The 18,593-nt window shown below is 66.0% G+C and carries 16 protein-coding genes; 7 read left to right on the forward strand and 9 right to left on the reverse strand.

Annotation, left to right across the window (positions count from 1 at the left end):
* Positions 1-55 precede the first annotated feature (55 nt).
* The 3 genes from AB7V09_RS08390 to AB7V09_RS08400 all read right to left on the reverse strand — a co-directional run bounded on the left by AB7V09_RS08390 (position 56) and on the right by AB7V09_RS08400 (position 5,079).
* Entirely contained in the window at positions 56-895 is an 840-nt protein-coding gene (locus AB7V09_RS08390) for a hypothetical protein (protein WP_419143474.1), read from the reverse strand.
* 189 nt (positions 896-1,084) lie between these two features.
* Positions 1,085-1,885 (reverse strand): hypothetical protein, encoded by an 801-nt coding sequence (locus AB7V09_RS08395; RefSeq protein WP_254654111.1) that lies wholly within the window; start codon positions 1,883-1,885, stop codon positions 1,085-1,087.
* A 383-nt stretch (positions 1,886-2,268) separates the two neighbouring features.
* On the reverse strand, positions 2,269-5,079 hold the full coding sequence (locus AB7V09_RS08400) for a DUF5979 domain-containing protein (RefSeq protein WP_419143475.1): 2,811 nt from the start codon (positions 5,077-5,079) through the stop codon (positions 2,269-2,271).
* A gap of 403 nt (positions 5,080-5,482) precedes the next feature.
* Here AB7V09_RS08400 and AB7V09_RS08405 point away from each other — a divergent pair, with 403 nt between their 5' ends.
* Both AB7V09_RS08405 and AB7V09_RS08410 read left to right on the forward strand, forming a co-directional pair.
* The gene (locus AB7V09_RS08405; RefSeq protein WP_419143476.1) at positions 5,483-6,205 is read left to right on the forward strand and encodes a phosphoribulokinase; all 723 of its coding nucleotides are present in this window, start codon (positions 5,483-5,485) and stop codon (positions 6,203-6,205) included.
* A 196-nt stretch (positions 6,206-6,401) separates the two neighbouring features.
* On the forward strand, positions 6,402-7,445 hold the full coding sequence (locus AB7V09_RS08410; RefSeq protein ID WP_419143477.1) for a bile acid:sodium symporter family protein: 1,044 nt from the start codon (positions 6,402-6,404) through the stop codon (positions 7,443-7,445).
* Positions 7,446-7,456: 11 nt separating this feature from the next.
* Here the strand turns inward: AB7V09_RS08410 and AB7V09_RS08415 are convergent, their stop codons facing one another.
* From AB7V09_RS08415 to nrdH, 5 genes are all read right to left on the reverse strand, one after another.
* Entirely contained in the window at positions 7,457-7,837 is a 381-nt protein-coding gene (locus AB7V09_RS08415; protein WP_419143478.1) for a hypothetical protein, read from the reverse strand.
* The gene (locus AB7V09_RS08420) at positions 7,834-8,049 is read right to left on the reverse strand and encodes a type II toxin-antitoxin system HicA family toxin (protein WP_003788403.1); all 216 of its coding nucleotides are present in this window, start codon (positions 8,047-8,049) and stop codon (positions 7,834-7,836) included. Before AB7V09_RS08420 ends, AB7V09_RS08415 begins: the two co-directional genes overlap by 4 nt.
* A gap of 179 nt (positions 8,050-8,228) precedes the next feature.
* On the reverse strand, positions 8,229-10,385 hold the full coding sequence (gene nrdE / locus AB7V09_RS08425) for a class 1b ribonucleoside-diphosphate reductase subunit alpha (protein ID WP_419143479.1): 2,157 nt from the start codon (positions 10,383-10,385) through the stop codon (positions 8,229-8,231).
* A complete protein-coding gene (gene nrdI / locus AB7V09_RS08430) occupies positions 10,370-10,780 on the reverse strand; it encodes a class Ib ribonucleoside-diphosphate reductase assembly flavoprotein NrdI (protein ID WP_003788408.1) in 411 nt (136 codons plus the stop codon). Before nrdI ends, nrdE begins: the two co-directional genes overlap by 16 nt.
* Positions 10,781-10,797: 17 nt before the next feature.
* Positions 10,798-11,043, reverse strand: a complete 246-nt coding sequence (nrdH, locus tag AB7V09_RS08435) for a glutaredoxin-like protein NrdH (RefSeq protein ID WP_003788409.1) — start codon at positions 11,041-11,043, stop codon at positions 10,798-10,800.
* 684 nt (positions 11,044-11,727) lie between these two features.
* Here nrdH and AB7V09_RS08440 point away from each other — a divergent pair.
* The 5 genes from AB7V09_RS08440 (at position 11,728) to AB7V09_RS08460 (ending at position 17,626) form a co-directional block, all read left to right on the forward strand.
* On the forward strand, positions 11,728-12,600 hold the full coding sequence (locus tag AB7V09_RS08440; RefSeq protein WP_075414337.1) for a DUF4956 domain-containing protein: 873 nt from the start codon (positions 11,728-11,730) through the stop codon (positions 12,598-12,600).
* 193 nt (positions 12,601-12,793) lie between these two features.
* Complete coding sequence (locus AB7V09_RS08445; protein WP_419143480.1) at positions 12,794-13,615, forward strand: polyphosphate polymerase domain-containing protein; 822 nt, start codon at positions 12,794-12,796, stop codon at positions 13,613-13,615.
* A gap of 278 nt (positions 13,616-13,893) precedes the next feature.
* Positions 13,894-14,706, forward strand: coding sequence for a DUF4956 domain-containing protein (locus AB7V09_RS08450; protein WP_419143481.1), 813 nt, complete (start codon positions 13,894-13,896; stop codon positions 14,704-14,706).
* A 72-nt stretch (positions 14,707-14,778) separates the two neighbouring features.
* Positions 14,779-15,783, forward strand: coding sequence for a polyphosphate polymerase domain-containing protein (locus AB7V09_RS08455; RefSeq protein ID WP_419143482.1), 1,005 nt, complete (start codon positions 14,779-14,781; stop codon positions 15,781-15,783).
* 70 nt (positions 15,784-15,853) lie between these two features.
* Positions 15,854-17,626 (forward strand): carbohydrate-binding domain-containing protein, encoded by a 1,773-nt coding sequence (locus AB7V09_RS08460; protein WP_419143483.1) that lies wholly within the window; start codon positions 15,854-15,856, stop codon positions 17,624-17,626.
* 72 nt (positions 17,627-17,698) lie between these two features.
* Here AB7V09_RS08460 and AB7V09_RS08465 read toward each other — a convergent pair whose 3' ends face one another.
* Positions 17,699-18,547, reverse strand: a complete 849-nt coding sequence (locus tag AB7V09_RS08465; RefSeq protein ID WP_419143484.1) for a hypothetical protein — start codon at positions 18,545-18,547, stop codon at positions 17,699-17,701.
* Between the last annotated feature and the right edge of the window lie 46 nt (positions 18,548-18,593).

Here is an 18,593-nt window from a genome sequence, read left to right on the forward strand (position 1 = left end):
TGTGCACGTCAGGCAGAGACACCTTCGGGTCCATACCCCACCCTCCATCACCCCATCAGGATGCCGAGGTGAGCACCTGTTGGGCGGCGGCGAGGATGGGCGCTCCCTTCTCTGGTGGGTCACCCTGGCCGACCACAGCGCCGGACTTCATGTCGAAGCCAACCACCTTGGGCTGGACCTTGCTTTCCACTGAGGTGCTCAGCTCCACCCGCTGAAGCACCCGATTGCCGAGGACTGTGGCGAGGACCGCGGCATCTGGCTGAACATCCTCATCCTGCCAGTCCTTCGCCCATTTCTTGAATATGAGACGGACCTGGTGACTGCCCACGTCTTCTGCCTCCAGGCTCAGGACCGCTCCGTACCGCTTGTCGGAGGGAATGGATTCCAGTGCGCGCTTGATCGGCACGGAGGTGAGGTCCTTACCCTTGGCATGAGCGATGAAGCAGTGAGATCGTCCAATCAGGATACTCTGCTCGACCCTCAGGGAGCCGAGGCGCAGCACTGGGGAGGTGGGCGACAGGATGAAGTGATCCGGGAGAGTCTCAGCAGTCCGGTACTCGAAGGATATTCTCTCCTCCTCGATCTGGACTCGCTCCATGCCGGGCGACACTGCCTCCACCGTGGCGGAGGCGGCCTTGTCAGCATCCTTCATCGGCAGGTAGCAGAACACGGAGGTCTCGCCTTGGGCCCAGGTGACGACCATCCTCGCCTCGCCGGCCCCGGTCAGGCGCAGCACCTCGGCGTAGGCGTCCCGCACAACTGACGACACCGATCCCACAGACGGATCAGCCTTGAGCCGCACGTCCACAATCCAACGATCCGGCTCTGAGAACTCCGGGTGCACCTCCACCCGTGCGGATGCCACGGCGTCGAGCCCGAAGAGGTACTGCTGCACCTTCCGCTTCCGTCTCCTGCGCGCCATGGCCATGGGCGAGCACCCGGCCACTGCGAGAGCAAGAGACGCGGCCGTTACGGCCAGGACCTGACGACGTCGCACGCTCATCAGACGTCACTCCGTCGCGTCGATAACACCTGGCGCAGTCTCCTGTCACAGGGAACCATCAGATTCATGCTCCCCTCACAACTAAGAGCCAGACTCCCGTGCTGCCGCCAGAACCTCCCTACCCTTTTCAGGTGGATATCCGGCATCGAAGTCACCCGATTCCATCTCGAAGCGCACCCCTTCTGTTCCACCAGAACTCCGGTCCGACACGGTTGAGACGTAAAGCGACTGAAGTGCCTGATTCCCTGAGACGATATTAAGGACCTTAGCGGCAGCAGTGACATCAAGACCATCCGACACCGTCCCAAAAGCAGAGACATCGAGCGTTGGCTTCTCATACACGTGATGATCGTCCGTTAACTCAACGGTGGCCTCATCCCGATATTTAGAATCGACAACATCCACAACCTCACGGAGAGGAACGGAGGTGAAGTCAACAGTGTCCGTATGCACCTTAATGGTCATACCATCGAGATCAAAACTGTCATCTACACCCACCCCAGATCGTGGCACCATGATGACATCAGCCGGGAACTCCTTGACGTCACCTCGACTCACCGAGATGTGATGACCTCCAACATTCATAGACTTCAAACTGGGCTTCGCGAGATCCCGAAGATAATCGAGCGTCGCCTCACTCTCCCCCTTCTCTGAGAGAGACCACGACACCGAGACGCCATTCTGCTTCCACGACACCGACAGCGAGAAGTATGTCTTCCCCACGGCCCCCTCGACCCGACGATAGGCGTCTTTGAGGACGGCGAGAGTCTCTTCTCTTCCGGGATCATCGTTGAGACTGATCAGCACCGTCCAAGAATCACCTATCTCGAAATTGGATTTTACCTGCGCGTTCACTGACTTGACGGCATCGAAGCTCTTCAAGGACTGCGTAATCCGACGGCGAGCCCGAATATTTCCCGGAGCCAGCGACCCGCAGCCCGACATCGCCAGCAGCGTCAACGAGCCGACACCCGTCAGAATCGTGCGTCTCGGGAGGCTCCGTCCGCCCGCCAGCCCCATCACAGCGGTACCGATTCACTCGAACGCGACAGGAAGAGCGCAATGAACAGGAACCGGATGATGCTGCGTCGACGATGAGCCATGGCGCCACCTTAGGCTCTCACTCCGGCACACGGGATGGGGATCGTTCCCCTCTCCGGTGCAGTCGGCTGCTGGAGCGCAAGACGCCCCGGGCCCACCTGAGTGCAGAACTCAGGTGGGCCCGGGGACCTATCCCTGTGAGAGGTGGGAACTAGCGGCCGGCGTCAGGCGCGGCGGCGGCTCACCAGCAGAGCCCCTCCCATCACGGCGACCACGGCGATGCCCAGAGGCAGGCCGATCCTGACACCGGTGCTGGCCAGCGGGCCCCCCGCAGGACCGCCAGGTGCCCCATCGGCCGGGGCCGGCGCCGCCGAGCTAGTGGACGTCACCGGTGCAGGCGCGCCGTCCGACGACGAGTCACCCGCAGCGGTGGAGCTGCTCGCGTCAGCGCTGGGCTTGGCGTTCGGGTCCGCGCTGGCGTCAGCAGCGGGCTTGTCAGCCGGGTCCGCACTCGCCTCAGCACTGGGCTTGGCGTTCGGGTCCGCACTCGCCTCAGCACTGGGCTTGGCGTTCGGGTCCACACTGGCGTCAGCGGCCGGCTTGTCAGCCGGGTCCGCACTCGCCTCAGCACTCGGCTTGGCGCTCGCCTCAGCACTGGGCTTGGCGTTCGGGTCCGCGCTGGCGTCAGCAGCGGGCTTGTCAGCCGGGTCCGCACTCGCCTCAGCACTGGGCTTGGCGTTCGGGTCCGCGCTGGCGTCAGCGGCCGGCTTGTCAGCCGGGTCCGCACTCGCCCCAGCACTCGGCTTGGCGCTCGCCTCAGCACTGGGCTTCACGTTCGGGTCCGCGCTGGCGTCAGCGGCCGGCTTCTCGGTCGGAGCGGCACTCGGCGCAGCACTCGGCTCGGCGGAAGGCTTCGCAGTCGCCTCAGCGCTCGGCGTCGGCGACGGCACGGCGAGAGAGGTGTACATACCAGCGAACTTCAGGTCCAGCACCTTCTCGCCAATAGTCACCTTCTGAGACGCGGGAGCCTTGAGGGTGTACCCGTCGACCTGAGCCTTGTCCACGTCCTGTTCAATGGTGCACTCAGTGCCCACGGGCAGCTCCGGACCATTGACCGCCGGGCCATTGGCCTTGGCCTTGAGGGTGCCTTCCTGCCCGTTGTCGCAGGTGTAGGTGAAGGTGAACTCCTTGTCGGCCACAGGAGCACCCGAGGCAGTGTTGGTCACCGAGAAGGAGCCCTTGGCCTTCGTGTAGGTGTTGGTCATCGTCACCTCGGCCGTCTGATCCTTGACGATAGCGACGGTCTGCGGCTCCGGGGCGGTCAGCGTGTACCCCGACCGGAAGGCGGAGTCGGTGATCTCGGTGACGGTGCAGGTCGAGCCTGCCGCGACCTCCTCGGAGTGCTCCGAGGTCTTCCCACCCTTCACCATCAGGAAGCCCGTGGTCTGGTCGGTGCAGCTGTAGGTGAACAAGAAGGTGGAGTTGCTGAAGTCGCCGTCGCCGGCCAGGGCCTTCGTGATCGTGAAGTCACCGTGATCCACGGGCACGGCGTCAGCAGAGTTGCTCAGCGTCACGGTCTCGAGCATCTGCTCCTCAACGGTCGCAGTGTTGGTGCTCTGGCCGTTCACCATGAAGGCCGGCTTACCCCAGACGACACCTTCAGGAGTGACCGAGGCGTTCGTCGGGTCCTCGTTGAACGTGAGGACCGTTCCGGTGGGGAAGATTTCCTTGAACACGGTCTTCGCACCGATGTTCAGGTTCATCTCGAGGTCACCACCAGTACCCTCCTGGTTGAGGGTGCCCGGGGCCTTCCAGCCCGGGTAGGCGCTTGCCTTCGCGTCACCGGGCAGGTCGTAGTTGACACTGACCTTGAAGGTGGTGTCCGCCGGCACCTTGCCGGTCTGGGTTCCGGTGAGGAGCTTGGTGATCTCGAATCCACCGAAGCCAGGCTTCATCTCGACGTTAATGGAGAAGGATGAGGCGTAGTGCACAGCGTAGGAGCCCCGCAGACTGGTTCCCAGCGCGGTGGCGTCGTTCTTGTACCGCACACCGGGCTGCACCTTGCCGTTGTCGGTGTTGGGGGTCGACTCGTAGCGGACGATGTAGTTGCTGCGCGGCGCGAAGGGACCGGTCACCTTGATGAAGGCGACGTCGCCGTTGAAGGTGACGTCGAGGTCGAAGTCGCCCGCGCCGGTGTTCTGGTCGGCGCCGGAAGCGTCCGTGAGCTGCCCGGAGCTGGCACCCTTACCCTCGGAGGTGCCGGTCTCCAGCCTCCACCTGCTCTTGTCGGCGACGTACTTCTGTCCGGGGCCGAGCTCATCGGTGAACATGATGGTCGAGCGGGTCTTGCCGTCCACGGTCAGCGACTGACCGTTCTCCTCGAGAGCCGCCTTGATCTGGTCAGGACCGAAGATCAGCTGCCAGGCAATTTTGTCGGAGTCAGCGGTCAGGTCGCTGGCCCACTTGGTGACCTTCTCCGGCTTGTAGGGGCCTTCGACGTACGCGCCGATCTTGCCGCCAGGAACGGCCACGGGAGTGTCGACACCGTTGGCCTTGATCGACAGGTTGGGCAGATCCGAGGCCCCGTTGGCCACCACCAGTGACGTCCCGTTACCCCGCAGGTCCTTGAAACCCTGGGCGACGATCTTGTCGAGCTCACTGTTGAAGGTGCAGGTGATCTTACGCTCGGCCACCGAGCACTCACCCACCTGCGTGTTGACGCCATCGTGGTTGAGCATCATCGGCTCAGTGATCTTGTCCTTGCTGCGGACCTGCTCGGGCAGTGCGATCTCGAAGGAGTCCCCGCCCTTGGCCTGGGCCTTGCTGGCATCCCAGCTGAACTTCAGCTTGAGGTAGTCACCGCTCTGGATCGCGGTCTTGCTCGGGTCCTCCTCGCCGACGGCGTTTGAGGGGGTCAGTGACAGGTCGGAGACAGTGATCTTCGGGTTGATGGCGGCTCGGGCCTGCATGGGCAGGACCGTCAGCATCGCGGCAACCATCACCACGAGCAGGAGGAGAGCACCTGTGGCACGCACAGGCGCTCTGAGCGCTCTGGGGGCATGGATCTTTGACACGGCAAACCTTTCGGGAGAAGTCCGGCACTCAATTGATGCGGTGCCGAACTTAAGTTCTATATTTACTGGTATCAATGGCGAAAATCTCACGCGACGGTCACGAATCGGCTGCCGTTTTGCCTCGGAATGATGACGATGATGACGACTTCATCGCTAACCGCTCAGGTGGGAGAAATCGATTTTCGACGGCGCCCACCTCGGCTCATCCCTCAGCCGGCCCCAGAGTTGCAGCCAACAACCGATCATCAGCAGTATCGGCCGCAATTCCACCATCCATCCGGCATCCACTCAGCTCCGGACATCACCACGGACACAGACACTGCACCGGCACCTCAGGCACGTAGTTGACTGAGATAATAGATTCATGAGTCCCACGGTTCGGGTGGGCGAGACCTCCGCCCTTGTCAGCAACCTCGTCAACCAGCTCGTACAGCGGTTGGCGGCCGACGACGCGCCTGAACGCCTCGTCGTCGGGCTGGCAGGCGCTCCCGGTTCGGGAAAATCAACGATTGCCGAGCAGCTGAAGACCGGCCTGAAGGCGGCGGGTGTCTTCGCTGGGCTGGTCGCCATGGACGGCTTCCACCTGTCCAACGCCGTCCTGGACGAGCTGGGGCGCCGCAACCGCAAGGGCGCCCCTGACACATTCGACGTCGAGGGCTACCTGACGACCCTGGACCGGGTGCGGGCCGACGGCGCCCCTCAGGTCCTCGTTCCGGTCTACCGGCGCGACATGCACGAGTCCGTGGCGGCCGGGAGCATCGTCAGCGGCACCGGCGTCGTCGTCACTGAGGGCAACTACCTCGCGCTGGAGACGCGCGGTTGGGGTGCGGCGCGTGAGCGGATCGACCTGCTCATCCACATTGACGTGCCCGAGGAGGTGCTCGTAATGCGGCTCATCAACCGGCACGAGGACTTCGGTAAGAACCCGCTGGCGGCCGGCCACTGGGTGCGCACCGTGGACCTGCCCAATGCTCGCCTCATCGCCACAAGCGTCCACCGCTGCGACGAGGTGTGGCGCGAGCCCGAGGATGAACCCGAGTCCGGCGTCGTCAACTGTGCCGACGACGCCGACGACGACCTCGAGTAGAGCCCCGGCCTGCACTGGCCTCACCAAGCCCGCGGGGCCACCGACGCGGGTCACGGCCGGCGGCCCATTCCGAGCCCCCAGTACTCGACGCTCAGATGCGTCCGCACGGTGGACTGAGACGGCATCGTTTCACTCCTCGGACTATCGTCACCGCGCGTATCCCCGCTGACGCTCCACCGTTGATCCGAGGCATCCCATGACACCCCCTCCTGACACAGGCGCTGACACCGACGCGGCCTCCGAGAGGAGGCAGGACCGCAGCGCCCGCGTTGCGGTGACGGTCTTCCCGCTCATCATGTTCGGCGCCTTCCTCGCCGCCTTCTTCTCGCCCTCCACCTTCGTGCCGTTGGCCGGTTACATGACGCCGTTGCTGGCCGTCACGATGCTGGGGATGGGGATGACCTTGTCCATCCCGGACTTCACGATGATCGCCCGTCACCCAAAGCCGGTCATTCTGGGTGTGCTCAGCCAGTACGCGGTCATGCCGCTGGTGGGCTGGAGCGTGGCGAACCTGCTGCCGCTGTCCCCCGAGCTCAAGGTGGGCATCATCCTCATCGGTTGCGTGCCCGGAGGGACGACGTCGAACGTGGTCAGCTACCTGGCCAAGGGCAACACGGCCCTTTCGGTGTCGATGACCGCCTTCTCCACGATGCTTGCCCCCATCGTCACCCCGCTGCTGACCCTGTGGCTGGCCGGGACCTACATGCAGGTACCGGCCGGGTCGATGGCACTGTCGATCGTGCAGATCGTGCTGCTGCCGGTGGGTGCGGGCCTGGCCTGCAATGTCTTCTTCCACCGGCAGGTGGCGCGGATCCAGCCGGCGATGCCGTGGGTCTCGGTCGTGGCGATCGCCGCGGTGGTGGCGGCCGTGGCCTCCAAGAGTCAGCCGCTCATCGCCACCGCGGGGCCGCTCATGTTCGCCGCAATCGCCTTGGAGAATGCAACCGGCTACGCCCTGGGCTACGCCGTGGCGCGAGCCTTCGGCGTCTCGCGGGCCGACCGCCGCACGATCGGTATCGAGGTGGGCCTGCAGAACGCCGGGCTCGGTTCGACGCTCGCCCTGCAGTACCTGAGCGCGGCGGTGGCCGCGCCCTGCGCGGTGGCGACCTTCTGGCACACGATCACCGGTTCCCTGCTGGCCATGTACTGGCGCCTGCGCGGGTTCCCGGCCGGTGAGGATCCGCACGCCACCGTGCGCGAGCTGCGCCGTCGTGCCAAGGAGTCCTCGGCTGCGAGGTGAGCCACTTGCTGTTAGGCAGAGAGCTGCGCGATCCGCCCCGGAGTGAGTGCCACGGCGCCGGCGACGTCGCGCACACTGTGCCCTTGAGCCAGCATGGCGTGCACTGACTCCTCCGTCGCGCTTCGCAAGGCCGCCTCGGCGGAGCGGAGAGCCATCCGGTCGTTACCGACCTTGAGTGCCCGCACGATGTACTCCGGCAGACCATCATCCGGAAGAAGACGGACGTCAATGACAGCCCCCTCCGGCAGATCCGCTGCAAGGATGATGGCGTCGACAATCTCAGCGCGCACCGCTGCGAGAGTAGGGGCCCAGGTATGCGCCGTGGGTTCCTGAACGCACTGCGCCAACCAGTTGTCCGCCTCGCGACTCACCGTCACGTCATACATCGTCATCGTCTTGTCCACCCTTTCCCGAGGACCGGCGCAAGGTCGCGATCGATCGCAGCCAGCGTTCCCACCGGCACCTCTCCAGCATGTTGAGGAACAACAGTGAAGGCCCGAACCCCCTCGGCCGACACCACCTCGTACCGTCGATGCGAACCACGTTGACGAGTCATGACACCACCCAGCGCCTCGATCCGTCGGTTGAGCTCACGCACCTTCACAACAGCAGTTTACACGCTAAACAACTCATGTGTATAGCCACTACACACCACACAGGAGATGATGGCAAGAGCGGTCATCAACAGACACTCACCCATCCAGCACGAGAGTCGGGGCCGGGAGGAATCATGTCCTCTCGGCCCCGACAGCAGTCATGGGCAGGCAGCCGACGGCGGCCGGCTCACAGCATGCAGGAGACGCAGCCCTCGACCTCGGTGCCGGTCAGGGCGGCCTGACGCAGGCGGATGTAGTAGAGGGTCTTGATGCCCTTGCGCCAGGCGTAGATCTGGGCGCGGTTGACGTCGCGGGTGGTGGCCGTGTCCGGGAAGAACAGCGTGAGGCTCAGCCCCTGGTCCACGTGCTGGGTGGCCACGGCGTAGGTGTCGATGATCTTCTCCGGGCCGATCTCGTAGGCGTCCCGGTAGTACTCGAGGTTGTCATTCGTCATGAAGGGCGCCGGGTAGTAGACGCGGCCGATCTTGCCCTCCTTGCGGATCTCCACCTTGGCCACGATCGGGTGGATCGAGGAGGTGGAGTTGTTGATGTAGGAGATCGAGCCGGTGGGCGGCACGGCCTGCAGGTTGCGGTTGTACAGGCCGCCCTTCTTGACCTTCTCCGCCAGCTCGGCCCAGTCCTCACGCGTGGGAACGTGCACGCTGGAGGCCGCGAAGATCTCCTTGACGCGCTCGGTGACCGGCACGAAGTCCTGGGTCACGTACTTCTCGAAGAACTCGCCGCTGGCGTAGGCCGAGTCCTCGAAGCCCACGAAGCTCTCCCCGCGCTCCACGGCCATCTCGTTCGACGCCGTCAGGGCGGCGAACAGGACGCTGGCGAAGTAGACGTTGGTGAAGTCCAGGCCCTCCTCCGAGCCGTAGTGGATGCGCTCGCGCGCCAGGAAGCCATGGAGGTTCATCTGCCCCAGGCCAATGGCGTGCGACTCATGGTTGCCCCGGTCGATGGAGGGCACGCTGGGCAGGTGGGTCTGGTCGCTGACGGCGGTCAGGCCGCGCACAGCGGTGCGGATCGTGCGGGCGAAGTCCGGGGAGTCCATCGTCTTGGCGATGTTGAGGCTGCCCAGGTTGCAGGAGATGTCCTTGCCCACATGGGCGTAGGTGAGGTCCTCGTTGAGCTCGCTGGGCTCGGAGACCTGAAGGATCTCGGAGCACAGGTTGGACATGACGACCTTGCCCTTGATGGGGTTGGCCTTGTTGACCGTGTCCTCGAACATGACGTACGGGTAGCCGGACTCGAACTGGATCTCGGCCAGAGTCTGGAAGAAGGTGCGGGCGTTGATCTTCTTCTTCTTGATGCGCCCGTCGTCCACCATCTCGCGGTACTTCTCGGTGACGTTGATGTCCGCGAAGGGCATGCCGTAGACGCGCTCGACGTCGTAGGGGCTGAAGAGGTACATGTCCTCGTTGTTGCGGGCCAGCTCGAAGGTGATGTCCGGGATGACGACGCCCAGCGAGAGGGTCTTGATGCGGATCTTCTCGTCGGCGTTCTCACGCTTGGTGTCCAGGAAGCGCATGATGTCGGGGTGGTGGGCGTGCAGATACACGGCCCCTGCGCCCTGGCGGGCCCCGAGCTGGTTGGCGTAGGAGAAGGAGTCCTCCAGCAGCTTCATGACGGGGATGACGCCGCTGGACTGGTTCTCGATGCGCTTGATGGGGGCGCCCATCTCCCGCAGGTTGCTCAGCAGGAGGGCCACTCCCCCGCCGCGCTTGGACAGCTGGAGGGCGGAGTTGATGCCGCGGGCGATCGACTCCATGTTGTCCTCGATGCGCACGAGGAAGCAGGAGACGGGCTCCCCGCGCTGAGCCTTGCCCTCGTTGAGGAAGGTGGGGGTGGCCGGCTGGAAGCGGCCGGACATCATCTCGTCGACGAGGTCGAGGGCCAGCTGCTCATCGCCGTCGGCCAGCGTGAGGGCCACCATGGTGACACGGTCCTCGAAGCGCTCCAGGTAGCGCTTCCCGTCGAAGGTCTTGAGCGTGTAGGACGTGTAGTACTTGAAGGCGCCCAGGAAGGTCTCGAAGCGGAACTTGTGGGCATAGGCGGCCTTGAAGGCGGACTTGACGAACTCCGGGGAGTACTTGTCCAGGATGTGGCCCTCGTAGTAGCCCTCCTCGACCAGGTACTCGAGCTTCTCCTCCAGGTCGTGGAAGAAGACCGTGTTCTGGTTGACGTGCTGGAGGAAGTACTGCCGGGCCGCCTCGTGGTCGGCATCGAACTGGATCCTGCCCTCCGCGTCGTAGAGGTTCAGCTTCGCGTTGAGCGCGTGGTAGTCCAGCTCCGGGGAGGACACGGTTTCTGAGCCGGTGTCCGTCAGCGTGTCTGCCAAAAGTCTTCCAATCCTTCTTTGACGCGTGCGACGTCCGTGGGGGTGCCGAGCAGCTCGTAGCGGTACAGGAACGGCACCCCCAGCTTGCTGGCGATGATGTCACCCGCCAGGCAGTAGGCCTGGCCGAAGTTGGTGTTGCCCGAGGCGATGACGCCCCGGCACAGGGCCCGGTTGTCCGGGTTGTTGAGGAAGGCGATGACCTGCTTGGGCACCGCCCCCTTAACGGAGCCGCCACCGTAGGTGGGCACGACCAGGACGTACTCCTCATCCACGGTCAGCGGCGACTCCGTGCGCCTCAGGGGGATGCGCGCCGTCGGGAAGCCGAGCTTGCCCACGAATCGGTGCGTGTTCTCCGAGGTGGAGGAGAAGTAGACCAGCAGAGGCCCGCTACTCACGGCGCGCCCCCGCGGCCTCAGACCGCGACGGACTCGACGGCCAGGGCGAGAGTCTTGATCTTGTCCGGACGGAAGCCGGACCAGTGGTCCTCTCCGGCGACGACGACGGGGGCCTGGGCGTATCCCAGGGACTTGACCTGCTCGAGGGCCTGAGCGTCCAAGGAGATGTCCACCGTCTCGTAGGACAGGCCGGCCTTGTCCATGGCGCGGTAGGTGGCCGTGCACTGGACGCAGTTGGGCTTGCTGTAGATGGTGATCGCCATGTCCGTCTCTTCCTCAGGGTCGGGTGGCGGTGACTGCGGCCCGTCCCCGAACAGGGACTGCGCCGGCGGCACCACACGCTTGTCATTCACGGGAGGCCAGAACGGCCCCGCGGAGCAAGACACTACCCCTTGGGGTGATCCGGGTCCATCACCCCAAGATGCTGTGTCTAACGTGGCCCTGTGCACACCACCCCTCCCCTCTGTGGAAAACCTTCGTCTCACTGTGGACGGCTGGTGGAGACAGTCCGTGGACGCCTCGCCGGAGGCCCTCGGCCCTGTCCCCGCAATCCGCACAACGATGGTCCTGCACGGGTACGACATCTATTCGCACCCCTTAACCACAGGCACGGCCGGTCATCGACAGCTCTCTGCCCCCAGCCCTGGGGATGAAGACGCAGAATTCGCCCTCTCGGACACACCCCCTCGGCGTGTCGCCATTCCCAGCGAGCATCCAGCAAGTGGTCGGGATCCGACGACGTCGAAAGCGACCACCTCAATCGCCACCTCCCGCCGCCAGCACACAGCAGGCCGGTGATAACCGTGAAAACGGGGAGGGTTGCTCCGAGAGTATGCAGCCTCACACCACGCAGGGGCTCGCGCACTAGCGTGATTTATACAAACCAACCTATCGTTATGTTAACGTAACAATACGGTTCCCAACCCATCTCCCCCAAGGACATCCTCATGCAGCAGGTGTTGCAAGACCTACCACTGACACTGGCCTACATCGGCTCCGATCTGGTGGCCATCACGCTCCTAGTCGGAGCTCTCTACATTCCGCGCCACGGTCGCCGCGACCTCGTGGCCGCCTACATCGGCGTCAACGTCGGCGTCCTGGCGGTCACCCTGCTGCTGTCAACGAGCGAGAGCGTCGGAGCCGGCCTGGGCCTGGGACTCTTCGGCGTCCTGTCCATCATCCGCCTGCGCTCCTCCTCCCTCGCCCAGGGGGAGGTGGCCTACTTCTTCGCGGCCCTGGCCCTGGGCCTGCTCGGTGGCATCAAGGGCAAGCACATCAGCCACCTCATCATCGTCGCCATCCTCATGCTCCTCATTCTCGCCTCGCTGTGGGTGGGTGACCACCCGGCGCTCTTGCGCCGCAACCGCAACCAGGTCGTCACCCTCGACCGGGCCATCAGCGACGAGAACGAGCTCATCACCGAGCTCGAGGACCTGCTCGGCGCCCACGTGCGCAGCGTCGACCTCAAGAGCCTGGACCTGGTCAACGACACCACCATCGTCGAGGTCCACTACCGATTGCGTCCTCGCTCCCGCGCAGCGAGGCCGGCTCAGCCACCGGCCGCCCAGCTGCAGCAGGAGGAGATGCAGCAGGGGCCCCACCTGGTCCGGGAGGCTCCGCCTCAGGCTGCCGCTCAGGTTCAGCCCGCCGGTCAGCAGCTCTGGCCCGAGACCCCCGTGGCCGACAGCGCCGCGAGAGCAGCCACTGCCCCGCCTCGCTACGACTGGATCACCGGTCACCGCCAGCAACACGCCTCCGCCTCCCCGCAGCACGCTCAGGTGAGCAACCCTCCGTCCATGGTCCAGCCCCGCTACAACTGACCGAGCCGGCCCGCCTCACCGGCGGCGCCACCGCATCGGGGCCGCGCCTCATCGCCTCGAGGACATCGCGCACGCACAGCATCCACCACACCCGCCACGCAACCACTGCCGCCGCCGCCCCTCCTCCACCGCTGCCACCCAGCAGCACCGGCTCCCCCACCTCGTGACTCCCGATCCCGGAAAGGACTGCACCGTGCTGAACACCGACGGCATCAACACGATCTCCCTCGCCGAGCTCAACTCCGAGGCAAGCCTCCTGACCCGCATGGACCGCAAGTACCTGGTTCCCCCGGGCGACACCCAGCACGTCATCAGCCACCTGGCCCCGCGAGCGCAGGTCCTCCAGATCGACGGCCTGCGACACTTCCGTTACGCCTCGACCTACTTCGACACCCCCGGCCTGGACGCCTACTTCCTGGCGGCCCGCAAGCGCCGTCGGCGTTACAAGATCCGCACCCGCACCTACCTGGACTCCGGCCTGTGCTTCCTGGAGGTCAAGACCAACGGGTCGCGCGAGGCCACGGTCAAGGACCGCTTCAAGTACGACCCCGACGACGCCGACCGCATCACGCCCGACGGTCGCCTGTTCGTCATCGAGCGCCTCGTGGAGTCCGGCACCTGCTCCTCGGACGAGGCGCGCACGATCGCCGATGCCCTCGTCCCGGTCATGGACTCCACCTACAGTCGCACCACCCTGCACCTGCCCCACGACGAGGCCCGCGCCACCTTCGACACCCAGCTCACTTGGGACCTGTTCGGCCCCGACGGGAAGCGCCTGGGGCAGGGCGTCATGGTCGATCACCTCAACGTCGTCGAGACGAAGAACCCCTCCACGGCCTCCCCCACGGACCGCCTCCTGTGGCATCAGGGGCACCGGCCGGCCCGCATCTCGAAGTACGCCACCGGTATGGCGCTGCTGTACGCGAACCTGCCCACCAACCGGTGGAACCGCACCATCAAGCGGAATCTGGGGCGCTACTGGCGTCAGGCACAGTCGCGCCAGCTCGCGGCCTGAGCAGCGGCCCTCACGCTTCCACCCCACCCCCAACCAGCGCCTCCACAGGTCACGGGCACCGCCCGTCTGTGGGGGCGCTGTCGGCCGCCTTACGCCGCGGCGCGGCAAGTCATGCCTCCCCCATGCCCTGTTCACAGCGCGCTCATGGAATGCGCCCGTTGACTGTTTGTCACCGGACGGAGCCGCACAAGGCCGCGGCGCGCTGAGGGCGCTCCCCTGCTGCCCACCCCGCGGTCAGGCCCCGTCATCGGTCCGATTGACCCGACAGGAGCCTCCCGATGAGCCTGACCACCCTGACCTACATCGCCGCCGACCTGATCGCCCTCGCCGTCCTGGTCGGGGCCCTCTACGCCCCCCGCCACGCACGCAAGGACCTCATGGCCGCCTACATCGGCGTCAACGTGGGCGTTCTGGCCGTCACCCTGCTGCTGTCGACAGCAAGCGTCGCGGCCGGCCTGGGCCTGGGGCTCTTCGGCGTCCTGTCCATCATCCGCCTGCGCTCCACCGAGCTGGCCCAGCACGAGGTCGCCTACTTCTTCGCGGCCCTGGCCCTGGGCCTGCTCGGCGGGATCCAGACCGCACCGATCGGGATGGTGGCGGCCCTCATGGGCACCGTCGTCGCCGCCCTGTGGATTGGTGACCACCCCGCGCTCATGCGCCGCAACCGCCACCAGGTGATCGTCCTCGACCACGCCATCACCAACGAGACCGCTCTCATCGCGCACCTGGAGCGCACCCTGGGCGGGCAGGTCCGCTCGGTGGAGGTCCAGCGCCTTGACCTGGTCGACGACACCACCACCGTTGACGTCCGCTTCCGGGTGCCGCGCCACACCCCCACTGAGCTTGAGACCGTCACGGCCTTCGACGACGTCGCCCCCGCCGCGCAGCCGGACACCGAGCCGACCGGCGCAGTCACCCGCGGGACGCAGACCGCCCAGACCTGGAGCGGCACACGCCTGAACGCCGCGCAGGCCGGCTCCCGCACCGAGCCCGTCGAGGCCCAGCCCCTCACCGTGGCGCCGGCCGCCCAGTACGTCACCCGCTCCGCCGCGCAGCCTACGGCCTCGCCCGCAGCCGTGACCTCGCACTGAGCGCCGCCCCGGACGAAGCCGACAGGACAGACCAGGCCAGACCAGAACAGACCAGAACAGACAAGGACACCGATGATGACCACGACGGCAACCTCAACGGCGACCGTGAGCACCTCCCCGGCAGCCTCCTTAGCAGGGTCTCAGGCTCCGACATCGGGCTCCCTGAACGCCGACCACCTGGCTCCGACCAGTCTCGCCGAGCTCAACGGCGCCGCCGGTCTGCTGACCCGGGTGGACCGCAAGTACCTGGTGCCACTGGAACGCGCGCAGGAGCTCGTGGGTGGCCTCACCTCCGAGGCCCGGGTCCTGGACATCGACGGGCGGCGCCGCTTCTCCTACGCCTCGACCTACTTCGACACCCCGGGGCTGGAGGCCTTCATTCTCACGGCCCGCAAGCGGCGTCGGCGCTTCAAGGTGCGCACCCGCACCTACCTGGATTCCGGCCTGTGCTTCCTGGAGGTCAAGACCCGCGGCGCGCGCGGCACCACCGTCAAGCGGCGCATGGGCTACCACCCCGACGACGCCTCCCGCCTGACCGGCTCGGGCCGCGCCTTCGTGGCCGCCTGTCTGGCGAGCACGGGGGTCACCGGCCCGGCCGCGGCCCGGGATATTGCCGCCGCGCTGCGGCCGGTGCTGGCCACCACCTATGAGCGCACCACCCTGCACCTGCCGCGCGCCGAGGCCCGGGCCACCATCGACACGGCCCTGACCTGGCGGCGCCTGACACCGGGGGGCCGCGCGAGGGCCGCCAGCGTCGCCGGGGCCCCGCAGGCCCTGCGCCCAGCCCACCTGACCGCGGCCATCGACGACCGTGAGCCGGTGGCGGTGGCGGGCGTCGCCGTCGTCGAGACGAAGAACCCGGCCACGCCCTCGCCTGCGGACCGGGCCCTGTGGGACGCCGGCCACCGCCCCGCCCGCATCTCGAAGTACGCCACCGGCATGGCGCTGCTCCACCCCGAGCTGCCCGCCAACCGGTGGTACCGGACCCTGACCCACGAGCTCGCCGACCTGTTCGGCACCGACCGTTCCAGTCTGGAGAGCATCGGCGCCACGCGCGCCACCGCGAGCGCCGCCTGAGCGCCGCCCCAGCCCACCCACGATCCGACACCGGACCCGAGAAGATCCCGAGAAGAAGAGGCCAGAAACCATGAAGACCACCAAGACGACGACCACGCCCCTCCACCGACTCCGCCGTCGTGCGACCGGAGCCGTCGCGCTCCTGGCCGCGATCGCCCTGGCGGCCGGCTGCTCGACCTCCTCGGCGTCCGGTAAGGACAGCGCCTCCGGCTCGGGTGAGTCGGATACGACGTGGACGACGATCTCCTCGTCGGTGGCCACGGCGTCGACCGGTGCGAGCGTCTCCGACATCCTGGGGGCGAACGCCTCGGTGGAGGACGACTCGAGCTCCGCGGACGACGCCGGGACCCCGGACACGTCGTCGGCCACCACGATCACGCTCTCGGGATCGTCGGCCTCGGCCAGCGGTTCGGCGTCGAGCAACGTGAAGGTCGACGGGGGCACCGTCACCATCAGCGGCGGTGGGACCTACGTCATCAGTGGCGAGCTCAGCAACGGGCGGATCGTCGTCAATGCTCCCAAGGCGGACGTGCGCCTGGTCCTCAAGGGCGCGAGCATCACGAGCTCGGACGGACCGGCCATCGACATCCAGGACGCCGGCAAGGCGATCGTGGTCCTGGCCAAGGACTCCAAGAACACGCTGGCCGACGGCGCGAGCTACGCCTCGGGCCAGGAGGCCACCGCCGCCCTGTTCTCCTCCGACACCCTCACCGTCACCGGGACCGGCCAGCTGGACGTGACCGGCTCCTACAAGGACGGCATCTCCTCCAAGAACGGCCTCATCATCACCGGGAACGCCACCATCAAGGTCAAGGCCGCCGACGACGGCCTGCGCGGCAAGGACTACCTGGTGGTGGAGTCCGGGACGTTGACGGTCGAGGCCGGGGGCGACGCCCTGAAGTCCAGTGAGGGCGACGATGAGACGAAGGGCTTCATCTCCCTGGGCAAGGCGAGCATCACGCTGACCTCCACCGACGACGCGATCTCGGCGACCACGGACGTCACTGTCAAGGACACGACCCTGACGATCACGGCCGGTGGCGGCCAGGCCAACGCCACCGTTGAGGAGCAGGCCCCGCCCGGGCAGGAGTCGACGGCGGACTCCTCAACGCCCTCGCCCAAGGGCATCAACGCCGGGGTGAGCTATACGCAGGACTCCGGGAAGGTCACTGTCAACGCGGCCGATGAGGGGCTGCAGGCGCCGTTCATCAACGTGGCCGGCGGGGAGCTGTCCATCGCGGCGGGCGACGACGGCATCAACGCCTCCAACGGCGACCACGTCATCGAGGGGCACGAAAATGCCGACTCCGAGTCCGACGACGGCTCGGTACTGACGATCAGCGGCGGCGAGGTGGAGGTCTCCTACGCCTCCTCCGACGGTATCGACTCCAACGGCTCGGCCTACGTCAAGGGCGGGATCGTGGTGGTCTCGGGGCAGGCCGGCGCAATGGACGGCTCGGTGGACGCCAACGGAGAGAGCCAGCTCGTGGGGGTCACGGGCTCGCCGTCGGTGAGCGCAGGGAACACGCTCACCGTCACAGATGCTTCCGGGTCGCAGGTGGCCTCAGTCAAGGTCGACTTCACGGCCGAGGCGATCACGGTGCTGGGGCTCACCGAGGGCCAGCAGTACACGGTGGCGACGTCGTCGGGCGGCTCGGCCACAGGGACGGCCTCGGCGCTGTCGGCCGGGATGGGCGGCCCCATGGGTGGTGGCGCCGGTGGTCAGGGAGGCCAGGGCGGTCAGCCCGGTGGCGGCCAGGGCCAGCAGTCCGGTGGCGGGCAGCAGTCCGGCAACCAGAACAGCCAGTCGAACAGCCAGTCCAGCACCGCCCAGAGCAGCTGACCCAGGCTGGACACTGAGGTGGGGGCCGCAGCGCAACGCTGCGGCCCCCACCTTGTCAGCAAGAAGGGATCCTCACTGCCCCTGATCGGGACTGGGCGGCGGGACGGGAGGCATCTGCCCTTGTTGTGAGATCTGCTCCGTGTAGCCGGGCTGGTTCTGCAGGGACTGCGTCTGGGGCTGACCCTGAGGCAGCTGCCCACTCTGCTGGGGCTGGGGCTGCTGCTGGGGCTGGGGCAGCATCTGGGGCTGGGGCAGCATCTGAGGCTGTCCCTGAGGGAACTGCCCACTCTGTTGCGGCTGCAGCTGCTGCTGCATCTGAGCCTGCTGCATCTGGGCGAGCTGCATCTGCTGCATGGCGAGAGTCTGCATACGAATCTCCTGAGCCTCGCCGTGACGCGTGGCCTCCCAGTCCGCGAACACGCGATTCTGCAGCTCAACTGTGAACGCCCGGAGTTTACGGGACTCGATAAATGAGATCTCGAGACCGAAGGAGCCCCCGGCATGGTTGGTCACCACAAGTGCCGTCGAATAGGACGTCAACGCAAAGACAACAGAAAGCAGAAGGAGAATAGCTCCGCGAACAGGGTAGCCATCCATGAAGGCAAAACCGAAGATCAGGAATACCAGAGCCAAGAGCGCGCGCCCGAACTTGAATCGGCCGGACGCCGTCACCGCTGAAATCGCACTGATGGGGAAAGTGTTCTCTTCAGACCCGATAGGAATGACGCCAAGAAGAGTGTTCGGCACCTTGTACACGAACCTCGAGCTCGAGCACATCATTTCCGCTTTAAGGAAGGGGAAGAGGAGCGACACAATGAATCGCTGACCGTAAACCGAGGTTTCCCCCGGGGCAAGCATGAAGTCTGTGACGTTCTCAGAACCTACCGTGGATACGGCGTCGGAGGATTGGGACCTGTTCATGTTGTGAGTCTCGTCCGTAGGGGATAGTCCAGGGTTAGCCTACGTC

The organism is Actinomyces sp. SKVG-SVH-4(1), assembly GCF_048514265.1.
Classification (GTDB): domain Bacteria; phylum Actinomycetota; class Actinomycetes; order Actinomycetales; family Actinomycetaceae; genus Actinomyces; species Actinomyces oris.